This window comes from Mesorhizobium sp. M0563, assembly GCF_040321065.1.
GTDB lineage: Bacteria > Pseudomonadota > Alphaproteobacteria > Rhizobiales > Rhizobiaceae > Mesorhizobium.
The window spans coordinates 1-21,131 of sequence record NZ_JAMYQV010000030.1 but is presented as its reverse complement, the minus strand read 5'-3'; the positions used below and the strand labels follow the sequence as shown (position 1 = coordinate 21,131).

Here is a 21,131-nt window from a genome sequence, read left to right as displayed (position 1 = left end):
CGAAATTCATGACGATGTCATCGCCACAAATTGCGGCGAGGTCAAGCTTGGTTGGCTTTGCCTGCCTCTGTTTCTGGTGACACTTGCTCGAACAAGCCGGCAAAGCGGATGCCAATGCATGTCGCGCAAAAGTGTGCAGCGGTTTTGCGATAACGACATGCATAAACACAAGAACCTGAAGCGCGTCGCATGAGGCCGGTCGAACGCGACGCGCTTCAGGCATCTCATTCTTCGGCGATGATAAACTCTTCGATCCTCTCCGCTGGCAGCCCGGCCTGGACTGCGATGCGACGAGCAAGTTCGGCTGCCGCGGCGCGCGGCCGCCCCAGCGGCCGGTCGAGCCAGTAGGATATCGGGCTGAGGGCACCGCGCTCGTCTACGGCGACGATGCGGCCCGATTTCAATTGGTCCACCGTCAATGGCGGACGCGCCAGCGCAATGCCGAGCCCGTGCGCGGCGGCGTCGAGCACGAGGTTGTAATCCTCGAAACGGCGGTCGTGCGGCCGCGGCCGATAGTCCATCTCCTGCGCCGCAAACCAGGCCCGCCACGCCGAAGCGTCGGAATCGTTGATCACCGGAAATTCGAGCAGCCGGGCCGGATCGCCGCGGCCGATCTCCCTGGCTAATTCCGGCGAGGCGACCGGGAACACATATTCCTCGAAAAGCTGCACCGAGATCCGGCCCGGAATGCGGCCGCGCCCGCAGCGGATCGACAGGTCGATGCCCTCGTCGGCAAGATCGCCCTGGCGGATGTCGACGTCGAGCACGATGCGCAGCTTGGACGGTTGGTTCTCCAGCGCCGCCATGCGCGGCATCAACCACAGCCCGCTGACCGAGGGGATCGAGGTCAGCCGCACCACCGCCGTGCCGCGCGGCTCTACCCAGCGATCCGAATTGCTGGCGATCAGGGCGAAGGCTTCAGTGGTGCGCAGATGCAGGCGATTGCCCTCGACGGTCAGCGAGACGCCGCGCGCGCCGCGATCGAAGACTTTCAGCCCGAGCCAGTTCTCGAGCTTGGCGATCTGCCGGCTGACGGCGCCATGGGTGATGTTGAGCTTCTCGGCCGCCGCCGAAAAGCTGCCTGCCCGCGCCGCGGCATCGAAGGCGCGCAGGGTTTCAAGCGGCAGCATCGAGTCTGAGCTGTGATCCATAGTCACAGGTGATACTCGATTTGTTCGTTTGTCAATCGACGCGCAATAGCGTTTCTCTACTTCATGGCATTGGATCGCGAGGACACCGAGATGAGCGTCTATTCCGGAACGTTGAATCCGACACAGCGGATGGACACCACCGCTGCCATCGCGGTGGCGCTGACGGTGGTCGGCTGGGCTTCGGCCTTTCCGGCGATCCGCGCCGGCCTTGCCGCCTTCGGGCCGCTGGAACTTGGCGCGTTGCGCTTTGCCATCGCCGCCGTTCCGGCGGCGATCTTTCTCGCGGTCAAGCGGCCGGCTCTGCCCAGGCTCGACGAACTCTGGCGCTTTGTCTTCGGTGGTGCCGTCTTCGTCGCGCTCTACACGGTGATGCTCAATTTCGGCGAGCTGACCGTTTCGGCAGGTGCGGCGGGCTTCATCATCAATGTCAGCCCGATCTTCACCGCCATCATGGCCATGGCGCTGCTCGGCGAACGCTTCTCAGGCTTGGCCTGGGCCGGCACATTCCTGTCCTTCGCCGGTATCGGCATCATCGCCATGGGCGAGGGGCAAGGCTTGCATTTCAACGATGGTGCGCTGCTTGTCCTCGGCTCGGCATTGTGCTCGGCCGTCAACACCATCGTCCAGAAGCCGCTGTTTGGTCGCCACCACCCGCTGACCATCTCGGCCTCGAACATGGTGCTCGGCGCGCTCTGCCTGTCGCCGTTCCTGCCGAGCGGCCTGGCGCAAGCGGCTACCGCCAACACCGCCGGGCTCGGCGCCGTCATCTTTCTCGGCATCGTGCCCAGTCTCATCGCCTACGCTGCCTGGGCAACAGCACTTTCCCGGCTGCCGGCGGCGCGCGCATCGAACTTCCTCTATCTGGTGTCCCCGGTGGCGACGCTGATCGGCTTCTTCTGGCTGGGCGAGGTGCCGACGCTGCTCGGCATAATCGGCGGGGCGCTGGCGCTGGGCGGCGTCATCGTGGTGAATTTGAGGAGGTGATTCAGATAATTGAAGCTTTTTCCCGACTCAAACCATGAGCCGTTACTGACGACCATTGCGATGCAGACATGAGCCAGGCCGGCGTCTATGTTGATTGCGTTTGCGAAGCGTGGCGAGGGGTCGACATGGGAATGCAGTTTATCTCCGCAATTTTTTTCTTGTTGCTGTTCAGCCAAAATGCCGTCGCGGGTTGGTATCAGATCGAAAACTTCGAAGGTTTCATTGGGCCTACCCAGTCCATCTGTCGCTGCAGAGGAATGACAGTTTCGGCAGCGGGATTACGGTCGAGGGGAGCTATTTCTACGACGCGAAGCAAAGCCCGATAGCAGTGTACGGCAAGATCAACGGCACCAGCGTATCCCTTTGCGAGATTGCGGACGACAAGGAATTCGACCAGGTGCTGGTCATGGGTTCGAAAACGCCCGTCGACACCAGTGGATGCCCATTTTCTCTCGACATTGGTGAAAGCGGCGCAACAGGAACCTGGAGCAAGGGTGCGGACAAACATCCCGTCACGCTCAAGAAAGTTGCTAGCCTGGACGATACCGGCGACGGGAAGATTGACGGAACCGTTGAGATCCCGTTCTGGGCGCAGACCGCTACCGACAGGTTTTCAGGCATCTACGCGAAAACCGAAGCCGGAATTTGCATGCGAAAATTGCAAGTCATCGGCAAGCGAAGCAAGAAAGTCTATCAAGAGATCGAGTTCGATGACGACAATTGCGACGCGGGAATGCTGATGACGCCAATCTACATGAATGTTCAAAAACAGACGAAAAAAATCGCCGAGATCATTTCAGTAAACTTTCGTGGCGGCGGCGCTGGCTATACAATGGACTATGTTTTCTCTCTTAAAACTAAGAAGTATCATCAATTGGCGAATTGAGCGGGTGCCTCGCTTGGGGTTGCCCAGGTAATGCTTACCGTCGCCCGAACAGCCTCTCGATATCCGCCAGCTTGAGTTCGATGTAGGTCGGGCGGCCGTGGTTGCAGGTGCCGGAGCCGGGCGTCGCCTCCATCTGCCGCAGCAGCGCGTTCATCTCTTCCGGTTTGAGCAGCCGGCCGGAACGTACCGAGCCATGGCAGGCCATGGTCGCGGCTATCCTGTCCAGCCGCTCCTTCAGCGTGTCGACCGTGTCATTGTCGGCGATTTCGTCGGCGAGGTCGCGCACCAGCTGCTGGACGTTGGTCTCGCCGAGCATCGACGGCGTCTCGCGCACCGCAACGGCGCCTGGGCCGAAGCGCTCGATACCGAGGCCGAAGCGGGCGAGCGTCTCGGAATGCATGGCAAGCCGTTCGGCGTCTTCCTCCGGCAGATCGACAATCTCGGGCAGCAGCAACATCTGCGACGGCACCGCGCGTGAGTGGAGGGCGTTCTTCAAGGCCTCGTAGACCAGCCGCTCATGCGCCGCATGCTGGTCGACGATGACAAGCGAATCCCTGGTCTGGGCAACGATATAGTTCTCGTGCACTTGCGCGCGCGCCGCGCCCAGCGCCGTGCCGAGCAGCGTCTCCGCTGCTTCGTTTTGCCCGGCGCGCGCATCGGCGCTGTGCAGCGGGCCGGCGTCGAAGGCCGCCTGCTCGTCCTCGCCGAAGCCGCCATTTGCAGAGACCATATCGAGCGGCCGCTGCGGCGAACGGGCAGGGTCGAACCCGGCAAAGCCCGATGCCCGATAGGCGGCCTCGTAGCTGCGGTGACCGTTGGCCGGCCCGCCATGCGCATAGGATGCCGCGCCCGGCCGGAACGCTGCCATCATGCCGGCGGCACCGGTGGTGGCGGCGCGGATCCCGGCATTGGACAGTGCTTCGCGAATGGCGCCGACGATCAGGCCGCGCACCAGCCCCGGATCGCGGAAGCGCACGTCGGCCTTGGCCGGATGGACGTTGACGTCGACGATCGCCGGATCGAGCGTCAGGAACAGCACGGTGACGGCATGGCGGTCGCGCGGCAGCACGTCGGCGAAGGCGCCGCGAATGGCGCCGGCGTTCAATTTGTCACGCACCGGGCGGCCGTTGACATAGGCATATTGCTGCAGGGCGTTGGCGCGGGTGAAGGAGGGCACCGAGACATGGCCAGCGAGGTGCACGCCGTCCCGCACCGCGTCGATGGCGATCGCATTGTCGGGAAAGTCGGCGCCCATCACCTGTGCCACCCGGCGCAGCCGGCCTTCCGGGCTGTCCTCGGTCGCCGGCAGCTCCAGCGTCGAGCGGTCCGGGCCGGCGAGCGTGAAGCGCACGGCGGGGAAGGCGATGGCGATGCGCTTGACCACGTCGCCGATGGCCGAGCTTTCTGCGCGCTCACCCTTCATGAATTTGAGCCGCGCCGGCGTGGCGAAGAACAAGTCGCGCACCTCGACCGTCGTGCCTCGATTGGCGGCGGCCGGCCTGACGGCGGAGACGCGGCCGCCGTCGATGCCGATCTCGGCGGCGTTTTCGCTGGACGCTGTGCGCGAGCGGATCGACAGCCGCGCCACCGAGCCGATCGACGGCAAGGCCTCGCCGCGGAAGCCGAGCGAGCGGATGTCGTGAATGTTGTCGGCGAGCTTCGAGGTGCAATGGCGCGCGATCGCCAGCGCCAGTTCCTTTTCCGGAATGCCCGAGCCGTCGTCGCTGACACGGATCAGGTTCAGCCCGCCGCCGGCGGTGACGATCTCGACGCGCGTCGCGCCGGCATCGAGTGCATTCTCGACCAGTTCCTTGACCACGCTTGCCGGACGCTCGATGACTTCGCCGGCGGCGATCTGGTTGATCATCGTTTCGGAAAGCTGGCGAATGGGCATGGCAGCACTATAGGCGGATTCGTGGCCGATGCGGGAGGGGGAGAATAGCGTTGATTGTTGCAAGGCAGGGAGACTGCTCCGTTGCGCTCCGTCCCACCCCCCTCTGGCCTGCCGGCCATCTCCCCCGCAAGGGGGGAGATCGGATGTCGCCTCGGCCTCCGCCAGTCTCCAATGTCTCAAAGGTTGGCGGGACGCATGAACCGCCAATCTCCCCCCTTGCGGGGGAGATGGCCGGCAGGCCAGAGGGGGTGCTGTCCCGCCACGATGCAGAGATAGGAATATTGTTGAAGTGAATGGGCTTGGCCCCCAATTGACTTAGTGGATTTAGTCGGGCGAAGGCCAAAATCTGAAGCGAATGGCCGTTGGAGGCGACATTTGGACGTCATCCTAGATTACTTAATGGTAAACTTCGCTCGATGGATACAGCGTCGAAAGAGTCGTATTGCAAGAGTAATTTTGTTCACTATTTGGACGATTATTTCGATATCGCTAACAGTTGTTCTGGTTTACCTCCTGTATATTCGAAATCTTACCATATAGATTATTGTTCAATCGTCGGGTCGTTCTCGAGGAAATCCACGCAGCTGACCGCGACCGTGCACTTCAAGTCATGAGTTTGGGCAGCGCTGCCGCCAGTGCATCGACGGCAAGGCGGACTTTCATCGGCAGATGTGGCGTCTGCAGCCACAGCGCATGGGCGTCATAGAGAAACCTCGGCTGTTCCGGCAATAGCGGGACAAGTACGCCCGCCTGAATGCGCTGGCGAACCAGCCAGTATGGCAGCCAGACGAGCCCCATGCCGGCGGCCGCGGCATCGGCGATGGCATCGAGATCGTCGAGCCGCAATCTGCCGGCGAGCCTGACCTCCGTCGCAGGCTGGCCATTGCGTGGAAACAGCCACGGCTGAACGGCACGCCCGGAACGGCGGTAGATGATCGCGTGATGGCTGCCGAGGTCATCTATCGCCTGCGGCTGGCCGTGCCTGTCGAGATAGGATGGCGACGCGCAGACGACCATGTGCTGGCGCGCGACGCGCCGCGCCATCACCCCGGCCTGGTCCTCCAGATCGCCCGTTCGGATGGCAAGGTCGCAGCCGTCCTCGGCGAGGTCGGCGAGGGCGTCGCTGAACGACAGGTCAAGTTCCAGCGCCGGATATTGCTGCGCAAGCCCGAACAGGATCGGGGCAACGCAGCGCCGGCCGAAATGCACCGGCATGAGGACGCGCAGCTTTCCGCGCGGTTCGGCAAGCTGGTCGGCGGCGAGTGCATCCGCGGCCTCCGCTTCGGCAAGCACCAGCCGGCAGCGTTCATAATAGGCGCGCCCGAAATCCGTCAGGCTTTGGCGGCGCGTGGTCCGGTTGATGAGGCGCACGCCCAGGCGCTCCTCGAGAAACCGGACATGCTTGCCGACCATCGGCCCGGACAGATCAGCCGCCGCCGCCGCGGCCGCGAACGAGCCCAGGTCGACGGCTTTGACGAACACGGCCATGCTGGTAAGGCGATCCATATTCAAAACCCACAGTTTCCACTGATCTACTCAAGCGGCTATTTATCCGCCTGATTGCCGCTGGCATAGCACATTCAGTGCAAATATTTTGGAGTTGTGACCGATGGCGCGTGTCGTTCGTTTTGAGCTGGGTGGTCCCGAGGTTCTGCGCATCGAGAATGTCGACATGCCTGCGCCGGGACGAGGCGAGATCCAGATCCGTGTCAAGGCGTTGGGTCTGAACCGGGCCGAGGCGTTGCTGCGTTCAGGCAGATATATCCAAACCGCGCCGTTGCCTTCCGGTCTTGGGCTTGAGGCCGCTGGCCTCGTCGAAACGGTCGGCGAAGGCGTGGATGGGTTTGCGCCGGGCGATGCCGTCAGCATCGTGCCGCCAGTGTCGATGGCCCGCTGGCCTGCCTATGGTGAGATTGCCACATATCCCGCCGAGCTCGTCGTCAAGCATCCACCATCGCTGAGCTGGGAAGAGGCCGCCGCTGCGTGGATGCAATATCTCACCGCCTACGGTGCGCTGATCGACATTGCCAAACTCGGCAGGAAGGACTTTGTCGTCATCACTGCGGCATCGAGCAGCGTCGGACTGGCGGCGATCCAGATTGCCAACCTGGTTGGCGCGACCCCGATCGCCGTCACACGGACGTCCGCCAAGAAGCGGACTCTGCTTGAGTTCGGCGCGGCCCACGTCATCGCCTCGGCAGAGGTGGATCTGGAAGCTAGGTTGAAGGAAATCGCCGGCCCGGACGGCGTGCGCGTGGTGTTCGACGCGGTCGGCGGGCCGATCTTCGAGCCTCTGACGGCAGCGATGGCACTGGGTGGCATTCTCATCGAATATGGCGGCTTGAGCCCCGACCCGACACCTTTTCCGTTACCTGCAGTGCTAGGCAAGACGCTGACGCTGCGCGGCTATCTCGTCCACGAGATCGTGCGCGATCCGGCCCGGCTACAGGCCGCCAAGACATTCATCCTTGATGGACTGAAATCGGGTTCGCTGAAGCCCGCAATCGCTAGAACCTTTCCGTTTGATCAGATCGTCGAGGCGCATCGTTATCTCGAGTCGAACGAACAATTCGGCAAGATCGTCGTGACGGTTTGACCGGGCATTGTGGGATAGCCTCACGCTTGCGCCGCCAGCCAGTCCCGCACCTTGCGGGCGTTGTCGCTGAGCTCGCGGTTCCTCGACCAGATGACATGAAAGCCCTTGCCGGTCGTCATTGTGTGGCCGGTCACGCGCACCAGCAGCCCTGATGCCAGCAGCCGCTCGGCGAGATGACCCCAGCCGAGCGCGATGCCTTGCCCTTCCATGACTGCCTGGATCACCAGCGCATAGTCGTTGATGCGCAAGCCACGCCCGGCATCGGCGATGTCGACACCGGCCGAGGCGAACCATTCGTCCCAGCTGGCGGCCTCGCGAAACGGCTCTTCGAGATGAATGAGACGATGCGATGGAAGGTCCTTCACGTTCGCCGGCAGCCCGAACCGGGCCACATAACTAACGCCGGCGACGGGGAATATCACTTCATCGGCCAGCGGCAGCGAATGATAATCCGGCCATTCCTTGGGCTCGCCGCCGCGGACGCCGAGCGGAATGTCTTCGGCGATGATGTCGAGATCGCGGTCCGCGGTCTGGATGCGCAGGTCGATGCCCGGCAGTTCGTCGCGAAACTGCTGCAGGCGCGGCATCATCCAGAACGAGGCGAATGCGGTCGAGGCGGCGAGCGTCACGTGAGCGCCGACGGCGATCTGGCGCAGATCTTCCGCCGACTTGCGGATGTGCGACAGGCCGAGCGAGACGTCGGCGTGAAAGCGATCGCCGGCCTCGGTAAGGCTGACTTGCCGGTGGCGGCGCTGGAAGAGTTTGGCGCCGAGCTGCTCCTCGAGCCCACGGATCGCATAGGAGACGGCAGCCTGCGTCATGCCGAGCTCCCGCCCGGCGGCGGTAAAGCTCGACAGCCGGCCGGCGGCCTCGAAAACGATCAGGCTGCCGGCCGAGGGCAGCAGATGGCGCAAGCTTCGCATAAGCTGAGCTTATACAAGAGATCAGGATTTTCCAGCGTCACAGCTGCATTTTGTCTGGCTAGATTGATCGAGACAGGAAGATGGAGCCTCCATGAACGCACCGGCCGTTGAAGTGAGCGAACATACCAATCGTCGCGCGGGTGGCCGCCTGGGGCGCAAGGCGCTGCGGGGAGCTCCCGTAGCGTCATTTCCGACCCTGGTTCGCAAGATTCCGGTGTATCAGATGGTCCCGGACGAGGCGGTGGAGCTCATCCACCAGGAGTCGCTCAGCATCCTCGAAGAGGTGGGATGCGAGTTCCGCGACGACGAGGCTATCGCAATGTGGAAGGCGGCGGGCGCCGATGTCTCCGAGACAAGGGTCCGGATCGACCGCGCCCTGCTGATGGACCTCGTCTCGAAGGTCCCGTCGGAGTTCACGCTCAATGCGAGGAATCCCCAGCGTTCCGTACGTGTGGGTGGCAACAACTCCATCTTCGTGCCGATGTACGGGGCGCCTTATGTGCGCGACCTCGACAACAACAGGCGCTACGGCACACTCGCCGACCTCAACAATTTCCACAAGCTCGCCTACATGGCGCCGGCGCTGCATTCGTCGAGCTCGATCATCTGCGAGCCGATGGAAATCGCGGTGCCGAAGCGTCACCTCCACATCATCCATTCAGCGCTGAAGCACTCCGACAAGCCGTTCATGGGCATCGTGACCTCCAAAGATCGAGCCGAAGACACGATGGCGATGGCAGGCATCGTGTTCGGCGAGGACTATGTCCGCGACAACCCGGTCCTGGTGGCGATCACCAACTGCAATTCGCCGCTGGTCTGGGATGCCACCATGCTGGACGCGATGAAAGTCTATGCGCGCCACAACCAGCCGCTGATCCTCGCGCCCTTCGCCCTTTGCGGCGCCTCGACTTCGGCCTCTGCAGTCGGTGCGGTCGCGCAGGTCAATGCCGAAGCGCTGGCGGGCGTCGCGTTCACACAGCTCTTGCGTCCGGGTTCGCCGCAGATCTACGGACAGTTCATGGTGACGGTCGACATGAAGACCGGCGCTCCCATGGGCGGCACGCCGGAGGCGGCCCAGATGATGTATCTCATGGGCGCGCTGGCGCGGAAGTATCGGCTGCCGTGGCGCACGTCCGGTTTCCATGTCGGTTCGAAGCTGAACGACGCCCAGGCGGGCTACGAGGCGAACATGCTGATGCATGCCGCCATCCTTGCCGGCGCCAACTACATCTGGCACTCCGCCGGTTGGCTCGAGGCCGGCCTGACCTGCGGCTATTCGAAATTTGCCACCGACTGCGAGCAGCTTGTCGGCTGGTACAAATATGCTGGCGGGCTGCCATTCGACGATTTCAAGGAGGCTATGGCGGCTATCCGCGAGGTCGGACCGCAGGGCCATTTCCTCGGCACCCAACACACGCTCCAGCATTTCGAGTCCGCCTTCTTCATACCGAGCATCATGGACTTCAATTCGTTCGAACAGTGGAAGGCGGAAGGAGCAAAGGACCACGACACCCGCGGCCGCGAGAAAGCGCGCAACATGCTCGCCGATTATGAGGAGCCGAAGCTCGATGAGGGCATCGCCGATGGTCTCAAAGATTTGATTGCGCGGCGCGAGGAGAAACTACCGGACAGCGTTAGTTGATAACGGGCGAAGACCCGATGGGAACCATAACGGAGGAAAAAATGACACTCTTCAGAAGCAATGGTGATCGCGTGCCGAGCGCCATCGAAGCGATGGCCAGCGAAGCGCGTGCAGGTCATGTGGATCGGCGCGAGTTTCTGGCTCTGGCAAGCGCTTTCGGCGCATCGACAGCTCTTGCTTACGGCATGATCGGTCTTGCTGTGCCGGAACAGGCTTTGGCTGAAGAGCCGAAGAAAGGCGGAACGCTGCATGTTTCGATGTCGGTGAAGGCACAAAAGGACCCGCGCACCTACGACTGGGTGGAACTTGCGAACATTTCACGCTGCTGGCTGGAGCCGCTTGTCCGCTACACCCGCCAGTTCACATTCGAGCCGGTTTTGCTCGAAAGCTGGGAGGTCAATGACGACGCCACCGAATATGTGCTGCATGTGCGCAAGGGCATCACCTGGACCAATGGTGATGCTTTCGGCGCCGATGATGTGGCCTACAATCTGACGCGCTGGTGCGAAAAGGCTGCCGCCGGCAATTCCATGGCCGCGCGCGTCGGTGCGCTGATCGACGCAAAAACCGGCAAGGCCAGGGATGGCGCGATCACCAAGGTCGACGACAACACGGTCAAGCTGAAGCTGAACGAACCGGACATCTCGCTGATCCCGAACTTCACCGATTATCCAGCGCTCGTGGTCCATCGCAACTTCGACGCCGACGGCGCCAATCCGATCGAGAAGCCGATCGGCACCGGGCCGTTCGAACTGGTGTCCTATTCGGTCGGCCAGAAAGCGGTCGTCAAGCGTCGGGAGACTGGCAAATGGTGGGGCGGTGAAGCGCTTCTCGACGGCGTCGAATTCATCGACTACGGAACCGATTTCAACGCGTCGATAAATGCATTCGACTCCGGCGAAATCGATCTCAACTTCGAGACGCCCGCCGACTTCATAGACATCCTCGACAAGATGGGGCTGGTAAAATCGGAGGTCGCGACAGCGACCACGCTCGTTGCCCGGACCAACGTCACGCACAAGCCCTACGACGACAAGCGCGTCCGCAACGCCCTGCAAATGGCCGTCGACAACCAGGCGGTGCTCGAACTTGGCTATGCCGGGCGAGGGACTGTTGGTGAAAACCATCACGTCAGCCCGATTCATCCGGAATACTTCGCGCTGCCCAAGAAGACACGTGACGCCGCGGGCGCCAAGAAGCTGATGGCCGAGGCCAAGCAGGCCGACTTCGAGCATGAACTGATCACCGTCGAGGACGATTGGCAAAAGAATACCGGCGACGCTATTGCCGGCCAGTTGCGCGACGCCGGGATCAAGGTGAAGCGCACCGTGCTGCCGGGTTCGACTTTCTGGAACGACTGGACCAAATATCCTTATTCCATGACCATTTGGTACATGCGCCCGCTTGGCGTCCAGGTGTTGGCGCTGGGCTATCGCACCGGCGAGGCCTGGAATGAAACCGGCTACTCGAATCCTGATTTCGACGCCAAGCTCAAGCAGGCTCTCTCGCTCATCGACGTGGAAAAGCGCCGCGAGGTCATGAAGGACATCGAGCAGATCCTCCAGGATTCGGGCGTCATCATTCAGCCGTTTTGGCAGAAGCTGTTCAGCCACATGAACGAGAAGGTGAAGAACTACGCTGTCCACCAAACCTTCGAGATGGATCTCCAGAACGTCTGGCTGAACGCCTGAGTTGCCAGCAGAGGACGCGTTGCAGGATTTCATGGACCGCAAGAAAGCCGACAGGCAAGATGCGTGGTACTGATAGCTTCCGTCAGTGAACAATCGGGGACACGCATGAAACTGCCACTTTTTGTTGCCGCGCTTTCGATGGCCTTGCCGGCGGCCGCGTTTGCCGGCCCTGCTGCCAACGCCGTGAAGTTCTTCTATGTCCCGTCGGTCAAATTCGAGGCCGATGCGCAATATCGCGACCGCTTCACCGCGCCGGTGACGAAACTGTTCGAACTGAACGACAACGCGGCAAAGAACCATCCGGATGAAGTTCCCTGCATCGACTTCGCCCCTGGTCTCGATGCGCAGGACTATGACGAGAAGACCGTGGCCAAGACGCTGACGCTGGCCGAAACGCTGGATGGCGACAGCGCCGAGGTGACGGCGACGTTCAGCCTTTTCCCGGAAGGCGATGATTCCAAACGCGAAATGGTCTGGTCACTCAGGAAGATCGATGGCCAGTGGAAGGTCGCCGACATCACCTCGAAGACCAGCGGCTGGACGCTGAGTGCGCTCGAATGTCTGGCCGGGCAGACCCCGGAGTGATGCCGTGCTCCGCTGCCGTCCCTGGGTTCTGGCGACTGCGTGCCTGCTGGCCGGATTGAGCAGCGCCGCCGCTCAGGGCCTGTTGGGCGCGCCGCCCGCAGACGCGCCGGCCGACAACGCGGCACCTCCGCCGGCAGAGTCGCCGGCAGAAAACGCACCGGCCGCACCCGTGCAGCCGGGCTCGCCGACGGCGGTGGTGAAGCCGTTCTACGAGCATGCCAGGCTCGAGGTCGATCCGGCTCAGCGGGGCCATTTCACCGATCCGGCAAAGTCGGTGCTGGACAAGAGCGACGCGCTGCGGAAGTCGGGGCAGGGCGAGTGCCTCGATCCCAACATGGCGCTCGACAATGCCGAATACGACGAGGCGGAGATCGACAAGAGCCTGAAGACCATCGAAGCGGTCAAGGGCGACCAGGCCAAGGTCGTTGTCGCTTTCGTCGCCTCCGGCAATCCGCACCGGCTGGAATGGAAGCTCAAAAAGGTCGACGGCGACTGGAAGATATCGGACCTGCTCTCGGTGACAGGCGAATGGGCGCTCAGCCAATACCAGTGTGAGTGAGAACGGAACCGATGAAGATCAGCAACATCCGCGTCACCCACGTCAACGTCCCGCTCGATGCTCCGTTCTGGTGGACGGCTGGTCTCTACGGCGGCGCCTCGAAATCGATCATCGAGGTCGAGACGGACGAAGGCGTGGTCGGACTGGGCGAGGCGCCATGGTGGCATTTCGGCGAGGTGATCAAGGCCGAGATCGCGCCGGCGCTGATTGGCGCCGATCCGCTCGACATCGCCGACTGCGAGGCGCGCTGTGTGCCGCCCTGGCAGATCACCGCCAACACCGGCGAGAACGCAGCCACGGTGGCGTTCGGCGCCATCGAACTGGCGCTCTGGGATATAAGAGGCAAGGTCTTCGGCATGCCGCTCTATAAGCTGCTCGGCGGCGCGGTGCGCAAGGACATTCCGTTTTCGGAATATTTCGCCTTTCGCCCCGCTCAAGGCGGAGCCGGCGGCGAGATGACCGCCGAAGCGATCGTCGACTATTGTCTCGGCATGCGAGAACAGCACGGCTCGACGATCTTCGAGGGCAAGCTGATCATGGGCGATCCCGAGCTCGAGATCAGGACAGTGCGCATGCTGCGCGAGGCGCTTGGCGATAAGGCGCAGATCAAACTCGATTCCAACATGCAGTGGTCGCTGACCACAGCGCGCTGGGTACTGCGCGAGATCGAGCCGTTCAACATCCGCAATTACGAGGATCCGGTCGCGACCTTCGAGGAGATGGCAGCGCTGCGCCAGCATTCGCGCATTCCGTTCTCCACGCACATCCCGGATCTCAGACGGGCAGTCGCGCTCGGTGCGCCGGATTACTTCGTCTGCAATTTCGCAGCACTCGGCGGATTGTCGAAAACTCTGAAATTCATCGCCGCCTGTGAGGCGATGGGCAAGGGGTTCTGGTGCTATTCGAACGATCTCGGCATCATGACATCGGCTTATCTGCACGTCGTGGCGGCGACACCGTGGATCACCGAAGCATCGCAGTCGCTGTTTCGCTGGCAGATCGGCGATGTCATCAAGGACGGTCCTTTCCGCCAGACGGGCAATACGGTGCGCGTGCCGGAGGGTGACGGGCTGGGCGTCGAACTCGATCCGGCTGCGATGAAACGCTGGGCGGGCCACTTCGCCGAACACGGGCCGATGGGCCATTTCAGCGACCCGAACAATCCCGGCCGCTACCGGCGGCTCCCGCTCAACTGATGCAACGTATTTTCCTCAGAAACTCAGGCTCACCCGCGCCCGCGATAGGGGGCGACGCCGGTGTCGGGCAGCCACACACCTTCCGGCGGGGCGCCCGTCTGCCAGAACACGTCGATCGGAATGCCGCCGCGCGGATACCAGTAGCCGCCGATGCGCAACCACAATGGCTTGGTCGCGGCGATGATGCGGCGGCCGATCATGACGGTGCATTCTTCGTGGAACGCGCCATGGTTGCGAAACGAGGTCATGAACAGCTTGAGCGACTTCGATTCCACCAGCAGCGCATCGGGTGCGTAGTCGACGACGATATGGGCGAAGTCCGGCTGGCCGGTGACCGGGCAGAGCGAAGTGAATTCCGGGCAGGTGAAGCGAACGATGGCCGGCGGGCCGTCGCCGCGCGAAAATGGCACGGTTTCCAGGACTGCCGCTTCAGGGCTCTGTGGCGCCTCGACGTTGGTGCCGAGCTGGGTGAGGTTTTTCGTATCGGTCATGAGCAGGTTCCTTGCTGCATGTCGCCCAAAACTGCGCAGCGATTTTGGGATAGCGACATGCGTAAAAACAAAAATTTGCCGCTCATTAGCACAATTTGAAACAGCAGGAAGACGATGACTAACAACGACCCGCTCCTCCAGCCCTATCAGCTCAAGCATCTGACGCTGAAGAACCGGGTGATGTCGACCAGCCATGAGCCGGCCTATTCTGAGGACGGCATGCCAAAGGAGCGGTACCGGCTCTACCATGCCGAAAAGGCCAAGGGCGGCATGGCGCTGACCATGACCGCCGGCTCGGCGATCGTCTCGCGCGACAGCCCGGCCGCCTTCGGCAATCTGCATGTCTATGACGACCGCATCGTGCCGTGGCTCGCCGAGCTTACCGATGCCTGCCACGAGCATGACTGCAAGGTGATGATCCAGATCACCCATCTCGGCCGCCGCACCGGCTGGAACAAGGCCGACTGGCTGCCGGTGCTGTCGGCTTCGCCGGTGCGCGAACCGGCGCATCGCGCCTTTCCCAAGATTATCGAGGACTGGGATATCGAGCGCATCGTCGCCGACTACGCGGCGGCCGCCCAGCGCTGCCAGGCTGCCGGCCTCGACGGCATCGAATTCGAGGCCTACGGCCACCTGATGGACGGCTTCTGGTCGCCGGCCACCAACCAGCGCGACGACGATTTCGGCGGCTCGCTCGACAACCGGCTGCGCTTCACCGGAATGGTGCTCGATGCGGTGCGTGCCGCGGTCGGCGAAAAGTTCGTCGTCGGCATCCGCATGGTCGCCGACGAGGATTTCGAGAAAGGCCTGTCGAAACAGGAAGGCGTCGAAATCGCCAGGCGGCTGGCCGGCTCCGGCAAGGTCGATTTCCTCAACATCATCCGTGGCTCGATCGAGACTGATGCCGCGCTGACAAAAGTCATTCCGGTGACCGGCATGCGGTCGTCGCCGCATCTCGACTTCGCCGGCGAGGTGAGGGCGGCGACGAAATTCCCGACCTTCCATGCTGCGCGGATTTCCGACGTCGCCACCGCGCGTTACGCCATCGCCACCGGCAAGCTCGACATGGTCGGCATGACGCGCGCCCATATCGCCGACCCGCACATCGTCAAAAAAGTGATGGAGGGCCGCGAGCACGAGATACGTCCTTGCGTCGGTGCAACCTACTGCCTCGACCGCATCTATGAGGGCGGTGAGGCGCTGTGCATCCACAATGCGGCAACGGGCCGCGAGGCTGATATCCCGCATATCATCCCGAAAACCGAGGGACCGAAGCGAAAGGTGGTCGTGGTCGGCGCCGGCGCCGGCGGGCTGGAGGCAGCGCGGGTCGCCGCCGAGCGCGGGCACCAGGTAACGGTGCTGGAAGCATCGAGCCAGGCCGGCGGCCAAGTGCGGCTGGCAACGCAGAACCCGCGCCGCAAGGAATTGATCGGCATCATCGACTGGCGGTTGGCCGAGCTGGACCGGCTCGGCGTCGAGATCCGCTACGACACCTGGGCGGAGAAGGACGACGTGCTGGCGCTGTCGCCGGACGTGGTGGTGATCGCCACCGGCGGCCTGCCGCAGAACCCGCCTCTGACTGCGGGCGACGATCTCGTCACCTCGAGCTGGGACATCATGGCCGGCAGCGTCAAGCCGGCCGAGAACGTGCTGCTCTATGACGACAATGGCGGCCATCAGGGCATGGGTGCTGCCGAACTGATCGCCAACAGCGGCGCCAGGCTGGAGCTGGTTTCACCAGAGCGCTTCTTCGCGCCGGAAATGGGCGGCATGAACCATGTGCCTTACATGCGCGCCTTCCAGGAAAAGGGTGTCACGGTGACCATCAACACACGGCTGCGTTCGGTGCGGCGCGAGGGCAACCAGCTGATCGCCGAGCTCGCCTCCGACTTCGCTGATGGCTGGCGCGGAGAGCGCCGCGTCGACCAGGTGGTGGTCGAGCACGGCACGCTGCCGCTCGACGATCTCTATCTGGCGCTGAAGCCGCTGTCGAAGAACGCCGGCGCGATCGACTACGAAAAGCTGGTCAATGGCGGCGACATCTTTCCCGTGCGCAATCCTCACGCCGGTTTCGTGCTCTTCCGCATCGGCGATGCAGTAGCCTCGCGCAACATCCACGCCGCCATCTATGACGGCATCAGGTTCGGCTTGCGAATCTGAGGAATATTTTGGATTGATTGGTGGCGCGCAGCCGAACCTCCGTACGGAGAGCCACCACGGTACTTCGGCTCGTTCTGCGCGCCGCGCACGCCGCCGGCTTGCGGCCGGACACCGTACGATCTTGCGATTGCGGCAGGCCGCTCAAAACATCCTGGCGGTAGCCATGCAGAACACGGTGATGACCAGCAGCCCGCCGGCGATGCGTTCGCCTTTTGTCATCTTCGCGCGCAACTGGGTTTGCGTCGCCGCATCAGCGCCGGCCAACTGCCTGCTGGCGGAACCCACCAGTGCGCCCTGGACCCCGGCGGCAATCAAGGCAGTCAAGATGCCCAGCGCCAGGACCTTCTCCATCGAGCCGAAGGAGCCGTTGTGGAAGAAATACCAGAGCAGCAAACCCGTGAGGAAAACCACGCCGGCCGCGCCCATTTGCGGCCGGAAGAAACGTTCCGCCCGGATCTCCGGTTCGCGGGCAACCGCGATGGTGGTGCCGGCCCAGAACACACCCGCCATGACGTGAAGGCCGAGGACGATGATGTAGACATATTGCATGACCGCATTTCCTCTCTTGCCCACCGCTAACCATATGGATAGATATCAAATGATTAGATGTCAACGCATAAGCTCGAGCCGGTTCCATAGGCTTTGCCCTTGTTCTAGTGTCGGATCATGACGCCCTTTGACCGCCCGCCGATCGGGATGAATCTCGCCCGCACCGCCAAGCTGGTCGCGCAGGCTTTCGACGCTGCCCTGGTCGAGGCGGGGGGCACGCTGCCGGTCTGGGTGACTTTGCTGTCGGTCAAGTCGCGGGAGCTGGCCAACCAACGCGAGCTCGCCGGCATGATCGGTATTCGGGGCGCAACACTGACCCATCATCTCAACGCCATGGAGACGCAAGGCCTGCTGATACGGCGCCGCGATCCCGAAAATCGCCGGGTTCACCAGGTGGAGCTGACCCAAGCCGGAGAAGCGCTGTTCCTGAAATTGCGCACCGCCGCGTTAGCCTTCGACAAGCGGCTGCGGAAGGGATTATCCGACGACAGGCTGGCGGAGTTTGCACAGGTGCTGGCTGCGCTGCGGGCCAATGTCGAGAGCTAAGAAATTTAGGCTAGGAAACGCCATGCGCGAAATTTCGCTGAAGGATGCCAGGACTATACTCTCGGCGCTGCTCGATCAGGTCGTCGCGGGAGAACCGGCGGTCATCACGCGCCGCGGCAGCAAGCAGGCGGTCATTTTGTCATTTCAGAACTACGAAAAACTGGCGCGTGTGCCCAGCTTTGGACAATTGCCTGGCAGCATTTCCCGGTGATGAGGATGACCTACCGCCTCGGCTCATCAGGTCGGTTTGCAAGGCCGAACCATGACGGATCTACGCCCGGCTGCCCTGCAGCACCGTCAGCCTGGCCTTCTTGGGCGCTCGGGCCACCAGCCATTCGCGCACGCTGTCCGGTGGCATCGGGAACGCGATGGAATAGCCTTGCACCTGGTCGCAGCCGATCGCCATCAGCGAATCGAGCTCGGCTTCGGTTTCGGCGCCCTCGGCGACGATCGAGATGCCGAGACCGCGGGCGAGCTCGGTGAGGGCACGCACGATCTTGGTGTTGCCGCTGTTCTCGTTGATGTTCTGGACGAAACGGCGATCGATCTTCAGCCGGTCGATCTCGTTTGGATTGACATGGCTGAGCGATGCGTAGCCGGTACCGAAATCATCGAGCTCAAGATGGATGCCGGCGGCACGGATGTGCCGCAGCTTTGCCGCGATACCGGTCTTCTCGTCGTCGAGAATGACGGATTCGACGATCTCCAGCGATAGTTTGTGCGCGGGCAGGCCAGCCCTCTCCAGCGTCCCGAACAGGAAGACCTCGAAATCTGTCTCGCGCAGCTCCGAACCGGATACATTAACGGCGATCCGTCCGAAGGCGATGCCTGCGCGGTTCCATTCGGCTGCTTCGTCGATCGCCTTGGCAATAACGATGCGGCCGATCTCGGGCATCAAGCCACATTTTTCTGCGATCGGAATGAACTCGCCCGGCGCGATCATGCCGCGCTCGGCATGCCTCCAGCGAACCAAAGCCTCGATGCCACTGATAGCGCCATCCGACAGCGATACCTGCGGCTGGAAATAGACTTCGAACGCCTTCTCAGAGATGGCGGTCCTGATGTCGAGCTCGAGCTGCTTGCGATTATCGAGTTCGCGCCTCAGCTCATCGGAGAAGAACGACAAACTGCCGCCGCCCTGCTTCTTGGCTGAATACAGCGCCAGATCGGCATGGACGAGCAGGTCCTGCGCATTGTCGGCATCAATCGGGTAGACCGCAATCCCGGCACTTACGCCCGGATGGATCGTCGTGCCTCGGAATATGACCGGCTCATTGAGTTTGGCCAGCATGCGCCTGGCGACGATATCGATATCCGCGGTGCTGCCGGCGTCGTTGAGGACCACAACGAATTCATCGCCTCCGAGACGCACGTTGAGATCCGACGTCCGGCAGGAATCGCGCATACGCTGCGCGGCCACAACCAGCACATAATCGCCAGCGGTGTGGCCGAGCGTGTCGTTGATCTGCTTGAACCGGTCGAGGTCGAACTGCACCACGGCGACCCGCTCACGCCTTCGCTGCGCACCACTGATGAACGTATCGAAATGGTCGGTCAGGAAGGTACGGTTGTGCAGGCCGGTCAGCCCGTCATGCACGGCAATAAAGGCCATGGAATTGCGCGCATCGATCAACTCGCGCGTCCGGCGCAAGATGGCATTCGACATCGGCCGGAAAATGACAAGTGCCACCAGCAGGATGACGCCGATGGTCGAGTAGAACAATGTGCGGTGAAGATCGAGGAGCCTTTCGGAGCGCTGGTCCGCGTAGGCGCTGATGCGCTGGCCGAGTGCTGCGTAGCCCGACAATGTTGCGTTGGCTACGGAAGCGTCCAGGTTGACGCGCTCCTCTCCGCCCTTGTAACCGCCGCTGCCGATCGTGCTGAGCCGCGATTCGAACGAAGAGATCAGGCGCTCGCCATTGGCGATAAGCCCGACCGAGAAATAGTCGAGATGGTACGGCTTGGCGAAAAGCACGCTCTCGATCGATTTCGGATCGAACCTTGCCGGCGACACCGGATCCGCGGCGGTTCGTTCGAGCAGCAGATCGTAATTCTTCTCGAACTCCACCGTCGCTTGTTTGAGCGCGGTAACCAGGGCGCGCTCTTGATCGCGCGGGGCGCTGCCTGTGGCGCCGGCAAGGAAGACGATGCGCTGCGACAGGGCTTTTTGTGTGCTGACGATATCGAGCAGCGCCTGATTGTGCCGTTGGGTCGCCATCACCTGCTGCAGCAGGATGAAGGAGGCCACGACCATGGCGGCTATGATCAGCAGAGCCAGCCAGTAGCCGGATTTGATCAGGAGTATGAGCCTGCCCGAAACGGCGTGCACCGGCTGGTGTGACATTTTCTGAGGCGGCCTCTCGCCAACGAATTCTTGTGCGACAACCTTTGGCTTCAAAGTGTTAACAGCTTTGGGATGGCAACAGGCCGGCGGCGACGACCGTGGCGGGAAACCCGCAAAGTGGCTATTGCAATCTTTCGCGGCGCCTCTGCATTTGAACATCGTGGCCTCTGCCGTGCCATTGCCGCCACCGAAGCGGTCGCTTTTGCGATGGATTTTTCGTCCGCGCGGCGCGACAGTCCTCATCGATCTCAACAGGGCCTGATCATGACCGAAGCATTCCTTTCCCACATCGACAGCGAGCTTGAAGGACTGAAATCGGCAGGTCTCTACAAATCCGAGCGGGTGATAACCTCGACCCAATCGGCCGAGATCGAGGTGGGCGGCGAGAAGGTGCTGAATTTCTGCGCCAATAATTATCTCGGCCTCGCCGACAGCGCCGAACTGCGGGAAGCAGCCAAGCAGGCGCTCGACCGTTACGGCTACGGCATGGCGTCGGTGCGCTTCATCTGCGGCACGCAGGAAGAACACAAGCAGCTCGAGGCGACCATTTCTGATTTCCTCGGCATGGAGGACACTATCCTCTACGGCTCCTGCTTCGACGCTAATGGCGGCCTGTTCGAGACGCTGCTCGGCGAGGAGGATGCGGTCATCTCCGATGCGCTGAACCACGCCTCGATCATCGACGGCGTGCGGCTGTCGAAGGCAAAGCGCTTCCGCTACGCCAACAACGACATGGCCGATCTGGAGGCGCGGTTGAAAGACGCGAGCGACTGCCGGTTCCGGCTGATCGCCACCGACGGCGTGTTCTCGATGGATGGCACCAACGCCAATCTGAAGGGCGTCTGCGACCTCGCCGACAAATACGATGCGATGGTGATGGTCGACGACAGCCATGCAGTTGGTTTCGTCGGCAGGAATGGCCGTGGCTCGGCCG

Annotated in this window: 19 protein-coding genes; 12 read left to right on the top strand and 7 right to left on the bottom strand. The window is 62.3% G+C overall.

Going from position 1 to position 21,131, the window contains the following annotated elements; genetic code table 11:
- Window positions 1–224: 224 nt before the first annotated feature.
- The gene (locus tag NKI50_RS27840; RefSeq protein WP_352496157.1) at window positions 225–1,130 is read right to left on the bottom strand and encodes a LysR substrate-binding domain-containing protein; all 906 of its coding nucleotides are present in this window, start codon (window positions 1,128–1,130) and stop codon (window positions 225–227) included.
- 111 nt (window positions 1,131–1,241) lie between these two features.
- Between NKI50_RS27840 and NKI50_RS27835 the strand changes: the two genes are divergently transcribed.
- The gene (locus tag NKI50_RS27835; RefSeq protein ID WP_352496156.1) at window positions 1,242–2,135 is read left to right on the top strand and encodes a DMT family transporter; all 894 of its coding nucleotides are present in this window, start codon (window positions 1,242–1,244) and stop codon (window positions 2,133–2,135) included.
- Window positions 2,136–2,463: 328 nt separating this feature from the next.
- Window positions 2,464–3,021 (top strand): hypothetical protein, encoded by a 558-nt coding sequence (locus NKI50_RS27830; protein WP_352496155.1) that lies wholly within the window; start codon window positions 2,464–2,466, stop codon window positions 3,019–3,021.
- Between the two features lie 34 nt (window positions 3,022–3,055).
- On the opposite strand, the gene mutL is transcribed toward NKI50_RS27830, so the two are convergent.
- Both mutL and NKI50_RS27820 read right to left on the bottom strand, forming a co-directional pair.
- Complete coding sequence (gene mutL, locus NKI50_RS27825; RefSeq protein ID WP_352718270.1) at window positions 3,056–4,915, bottom strand: DNA mismatch repair endonuclease MutL; 1,860 nt, start codon at window positions 4,913–4,915, stop codon at window positions 3,056–3,058.
- A 603-nt stretch (window positions 4,916–5,518) separates the two neighbouring features.
- A complete protein-coding gene (locus tag NKI50_RS27820; RefSeq protein WP_352640003.1) occupies window positions 5,519–6,421 on the bottom strand; it encodes a LysR family transcriptional regulator in 903 nt (300 codons plus the stop codon).
- A gap of 103 nt (window positions 6,422–6,524) precedes the next feature.
- On the opposite strand from NKI50_RS27820, the gene NKI50_RS27815 reads away from it, so the two are divergent.
- A complete protein-coding gene (locus NKI50_RS27815; protein WP_352640004.1) occupies window positions 6,525–7,511 on the top strand; it encodes a zinc-dependent alcohol dehydrogenase family protein in 987 nt (328 codons plus the stop codon).
- A gap of 20 nt (window positions 7,512–7,531) precedes the next feature.
- Here the strand turns inward: NKI50_RS27815 and NKI50_RS27810 are convergent, their stop codons facing one another.
- Window positions 7,532–8,434, bottom strand: a complete 903-nt coding sequence (locus NKI50_RS27810) for a LysR substrate-binding domain-containing protein (protein WP_023717175.1) — start codon at window positions 8,432–8,434, stop codon at window positions 7,532–7,534.
- Between the two features lie 91 nt (window positions 8,435–8,525).
- Here NKI50_RS27810 and NKI50_RS27805 point away from each other — a divergent pair, with 91 nt between their 5' ends.
- The 5 genes from NKI50_RS27805 to NKI50_RS27785 all read left to right on the top strand — a co-directional run bounded on the left by NKI50_RS27805 (window position 8,526) and on the right by NKI50_RS27785 (window position 14,107).
- On the top strand, window positions 8,526–10,076 hold the full coding sequence (locus NKI50_RS27805) for a trimethylamine methyltransferase family protein (RefSeq protein WP_023717176.1): 1,551 nt from the start codon (window positions 8,526–8,528) through the stop codon (window positions 10,074–10,076).
- A gap of 41 nt (window positions 10,077–10,117) precedes the next feature.
- Entirely contained in the window at window positions 10,118–11,767 is a 1,650-nt protein-coding gene (locus NKI50_RS27800; RefSeq protein WP_023717177.1) for an ABC transporter substrate-binding protein, read from the top strand.
- Between the two features lie 105 nt (window positions 11,768–11,872).
- A complete protein-coding gene (locus NKI50_RS27795; RefSeq protein WP_023717178.1) occupies window positions 11,873–12,352 on the top strand; it encodes a DUF3828 domain-containing protein in 480 nt (159 codons plus the stop codon).
- A gap of 4 nt (window positions 12,353–12,356) precedes the next feature.
- On the top strand, window positions 12,357–12,911 hold the full coding sequence (locus tag NKI50_RS27790) for a hypothetical protein (RefSeq protein WP_051409602.1): 555 nt from the start codon (window positions 12,357–12,359) through the stop codon (window positions 12,909–12,911).
- A gap of 11 nt (window positions 12,912–12,922) precedes the next feature.
- Window positions 12,923–14,107, top strand: coding sequence for a mandelate racemase/muconate lactonizing enzyme family protein (locus NKI50_RS27785; RefSeq protein WP_023717180.1), 1,185 nt, complete (start codon window positions 12,923–12,925; stop codon window positions 14,105–14,107).
- A 29-nt stretch (window positions 14,108–14,136) separates the two neighbouring features.
- Here NKI50_RS27785 and queF read toward each other — a convergent pair whose 3' ends face one another.
- Entirely contained in the window at window positions 14,137–14,598 is a 462-nt protein-coding gene (gene queF / locus NKI50_RS27780; protein WP_023717181.1) for a preQ(1) synthase, read from the bottom strand.
- Window positions 14,599–14,712: 114 nt separating this feature from the next.
- Here queF and NKI50_RS27775 point away from each other — a divergent pair, with 114 nt between their 5' ends.
- Window positions 14,713–16,758: an oxidoreductase gene (locus NKI50_RS27775; RefSeq protein ID WP_352640007.1), complete on the top strand. Its 2,046-nt coding sequence runs from the start codon at window positions 14,713–14,715 to the stop codon at window positions 16,756–16,758.
- A 141-nt stretch (window positions 16,759–16,899) separates the two neighbouring features.
- Here NKI50_RS27775 and NKI50_RS27770 read toward each other — a convergent pair whose 3' ends face one another.
- Complete coding sequence (locus tag NKI50_RS27770) at window positions 16,900–17,307, bottom strand: hypothetical protein (RefSeq protein ID WP_023717183.1); 408 nt, start codon at window positions 17,305–17,307, stop codon at window positions 16,900–16,902.
- A 117-nt stretch (window positions 17,308–17,424) separates the two neighbouring features.
- Here NKI50_RS27770 and NKI50_RS27765 point away from each other — a divergent pair, with 117 nt between their 5' ends.
- Window positions 17,425–17,853 carry a MarR family winged helix-turn-helix transcriptional regulator gene (locus NKI50_RS27765; RefSeq protein WP_352640009.1) on the top strand — a complete coding sequence of 143 codons (429 nt, stop codon included), beginning with the start codon at window positions 17,425–17,427 and terminating at the stop codon, window positions 17,851–17,853.
- 22 nt (window positions 17,854–17,875) lie between these two features.
- A complete protein-coding gene (locus tag NKI50_RS27760) occupies window positions 17,876–18,064 on the top strand; it encodes a type II toxin-antitoxin system Phd/YefM family antitoxin (protein WP_352640010.1) in 189 nt (62 codons plus the stop codon).
- 60 nt (window positions 18,065–18,124) lie between these two features.
- Here the strand turns inward: NKI50_RS27760 and NKI50_RS27755 are convergent, their stop codons facing one another.
- Window positions 18,125–20,197: a putative bifunctional diguanylate cyclase/phosphodiesterase gene (locus NKI50_RS27755; protein ID WP_352640011.1), complete on the bottom strand. Its 2,073-nt coding sequence runs from the start codon at window positions 20,195–20,197 to the stop codon at window positions 18,125–18,127.
- A 264-nt stretch (window positions 20,198–20,461) separates the two neighbouring features.
- Between NKI50_RS27755 and NKI50_RS27750 the strand changes: the two genes are divergently transcribed.
- Window positions 20,462–21,131 (top strand): aminotransferase class I/II-fold pyridoxal phosphate-dependent enzyme (locus NKI50_RS27750; protein ID WP_352718266.1); only part of this gene is annotated, 670 nt, incomplete at its 3' end.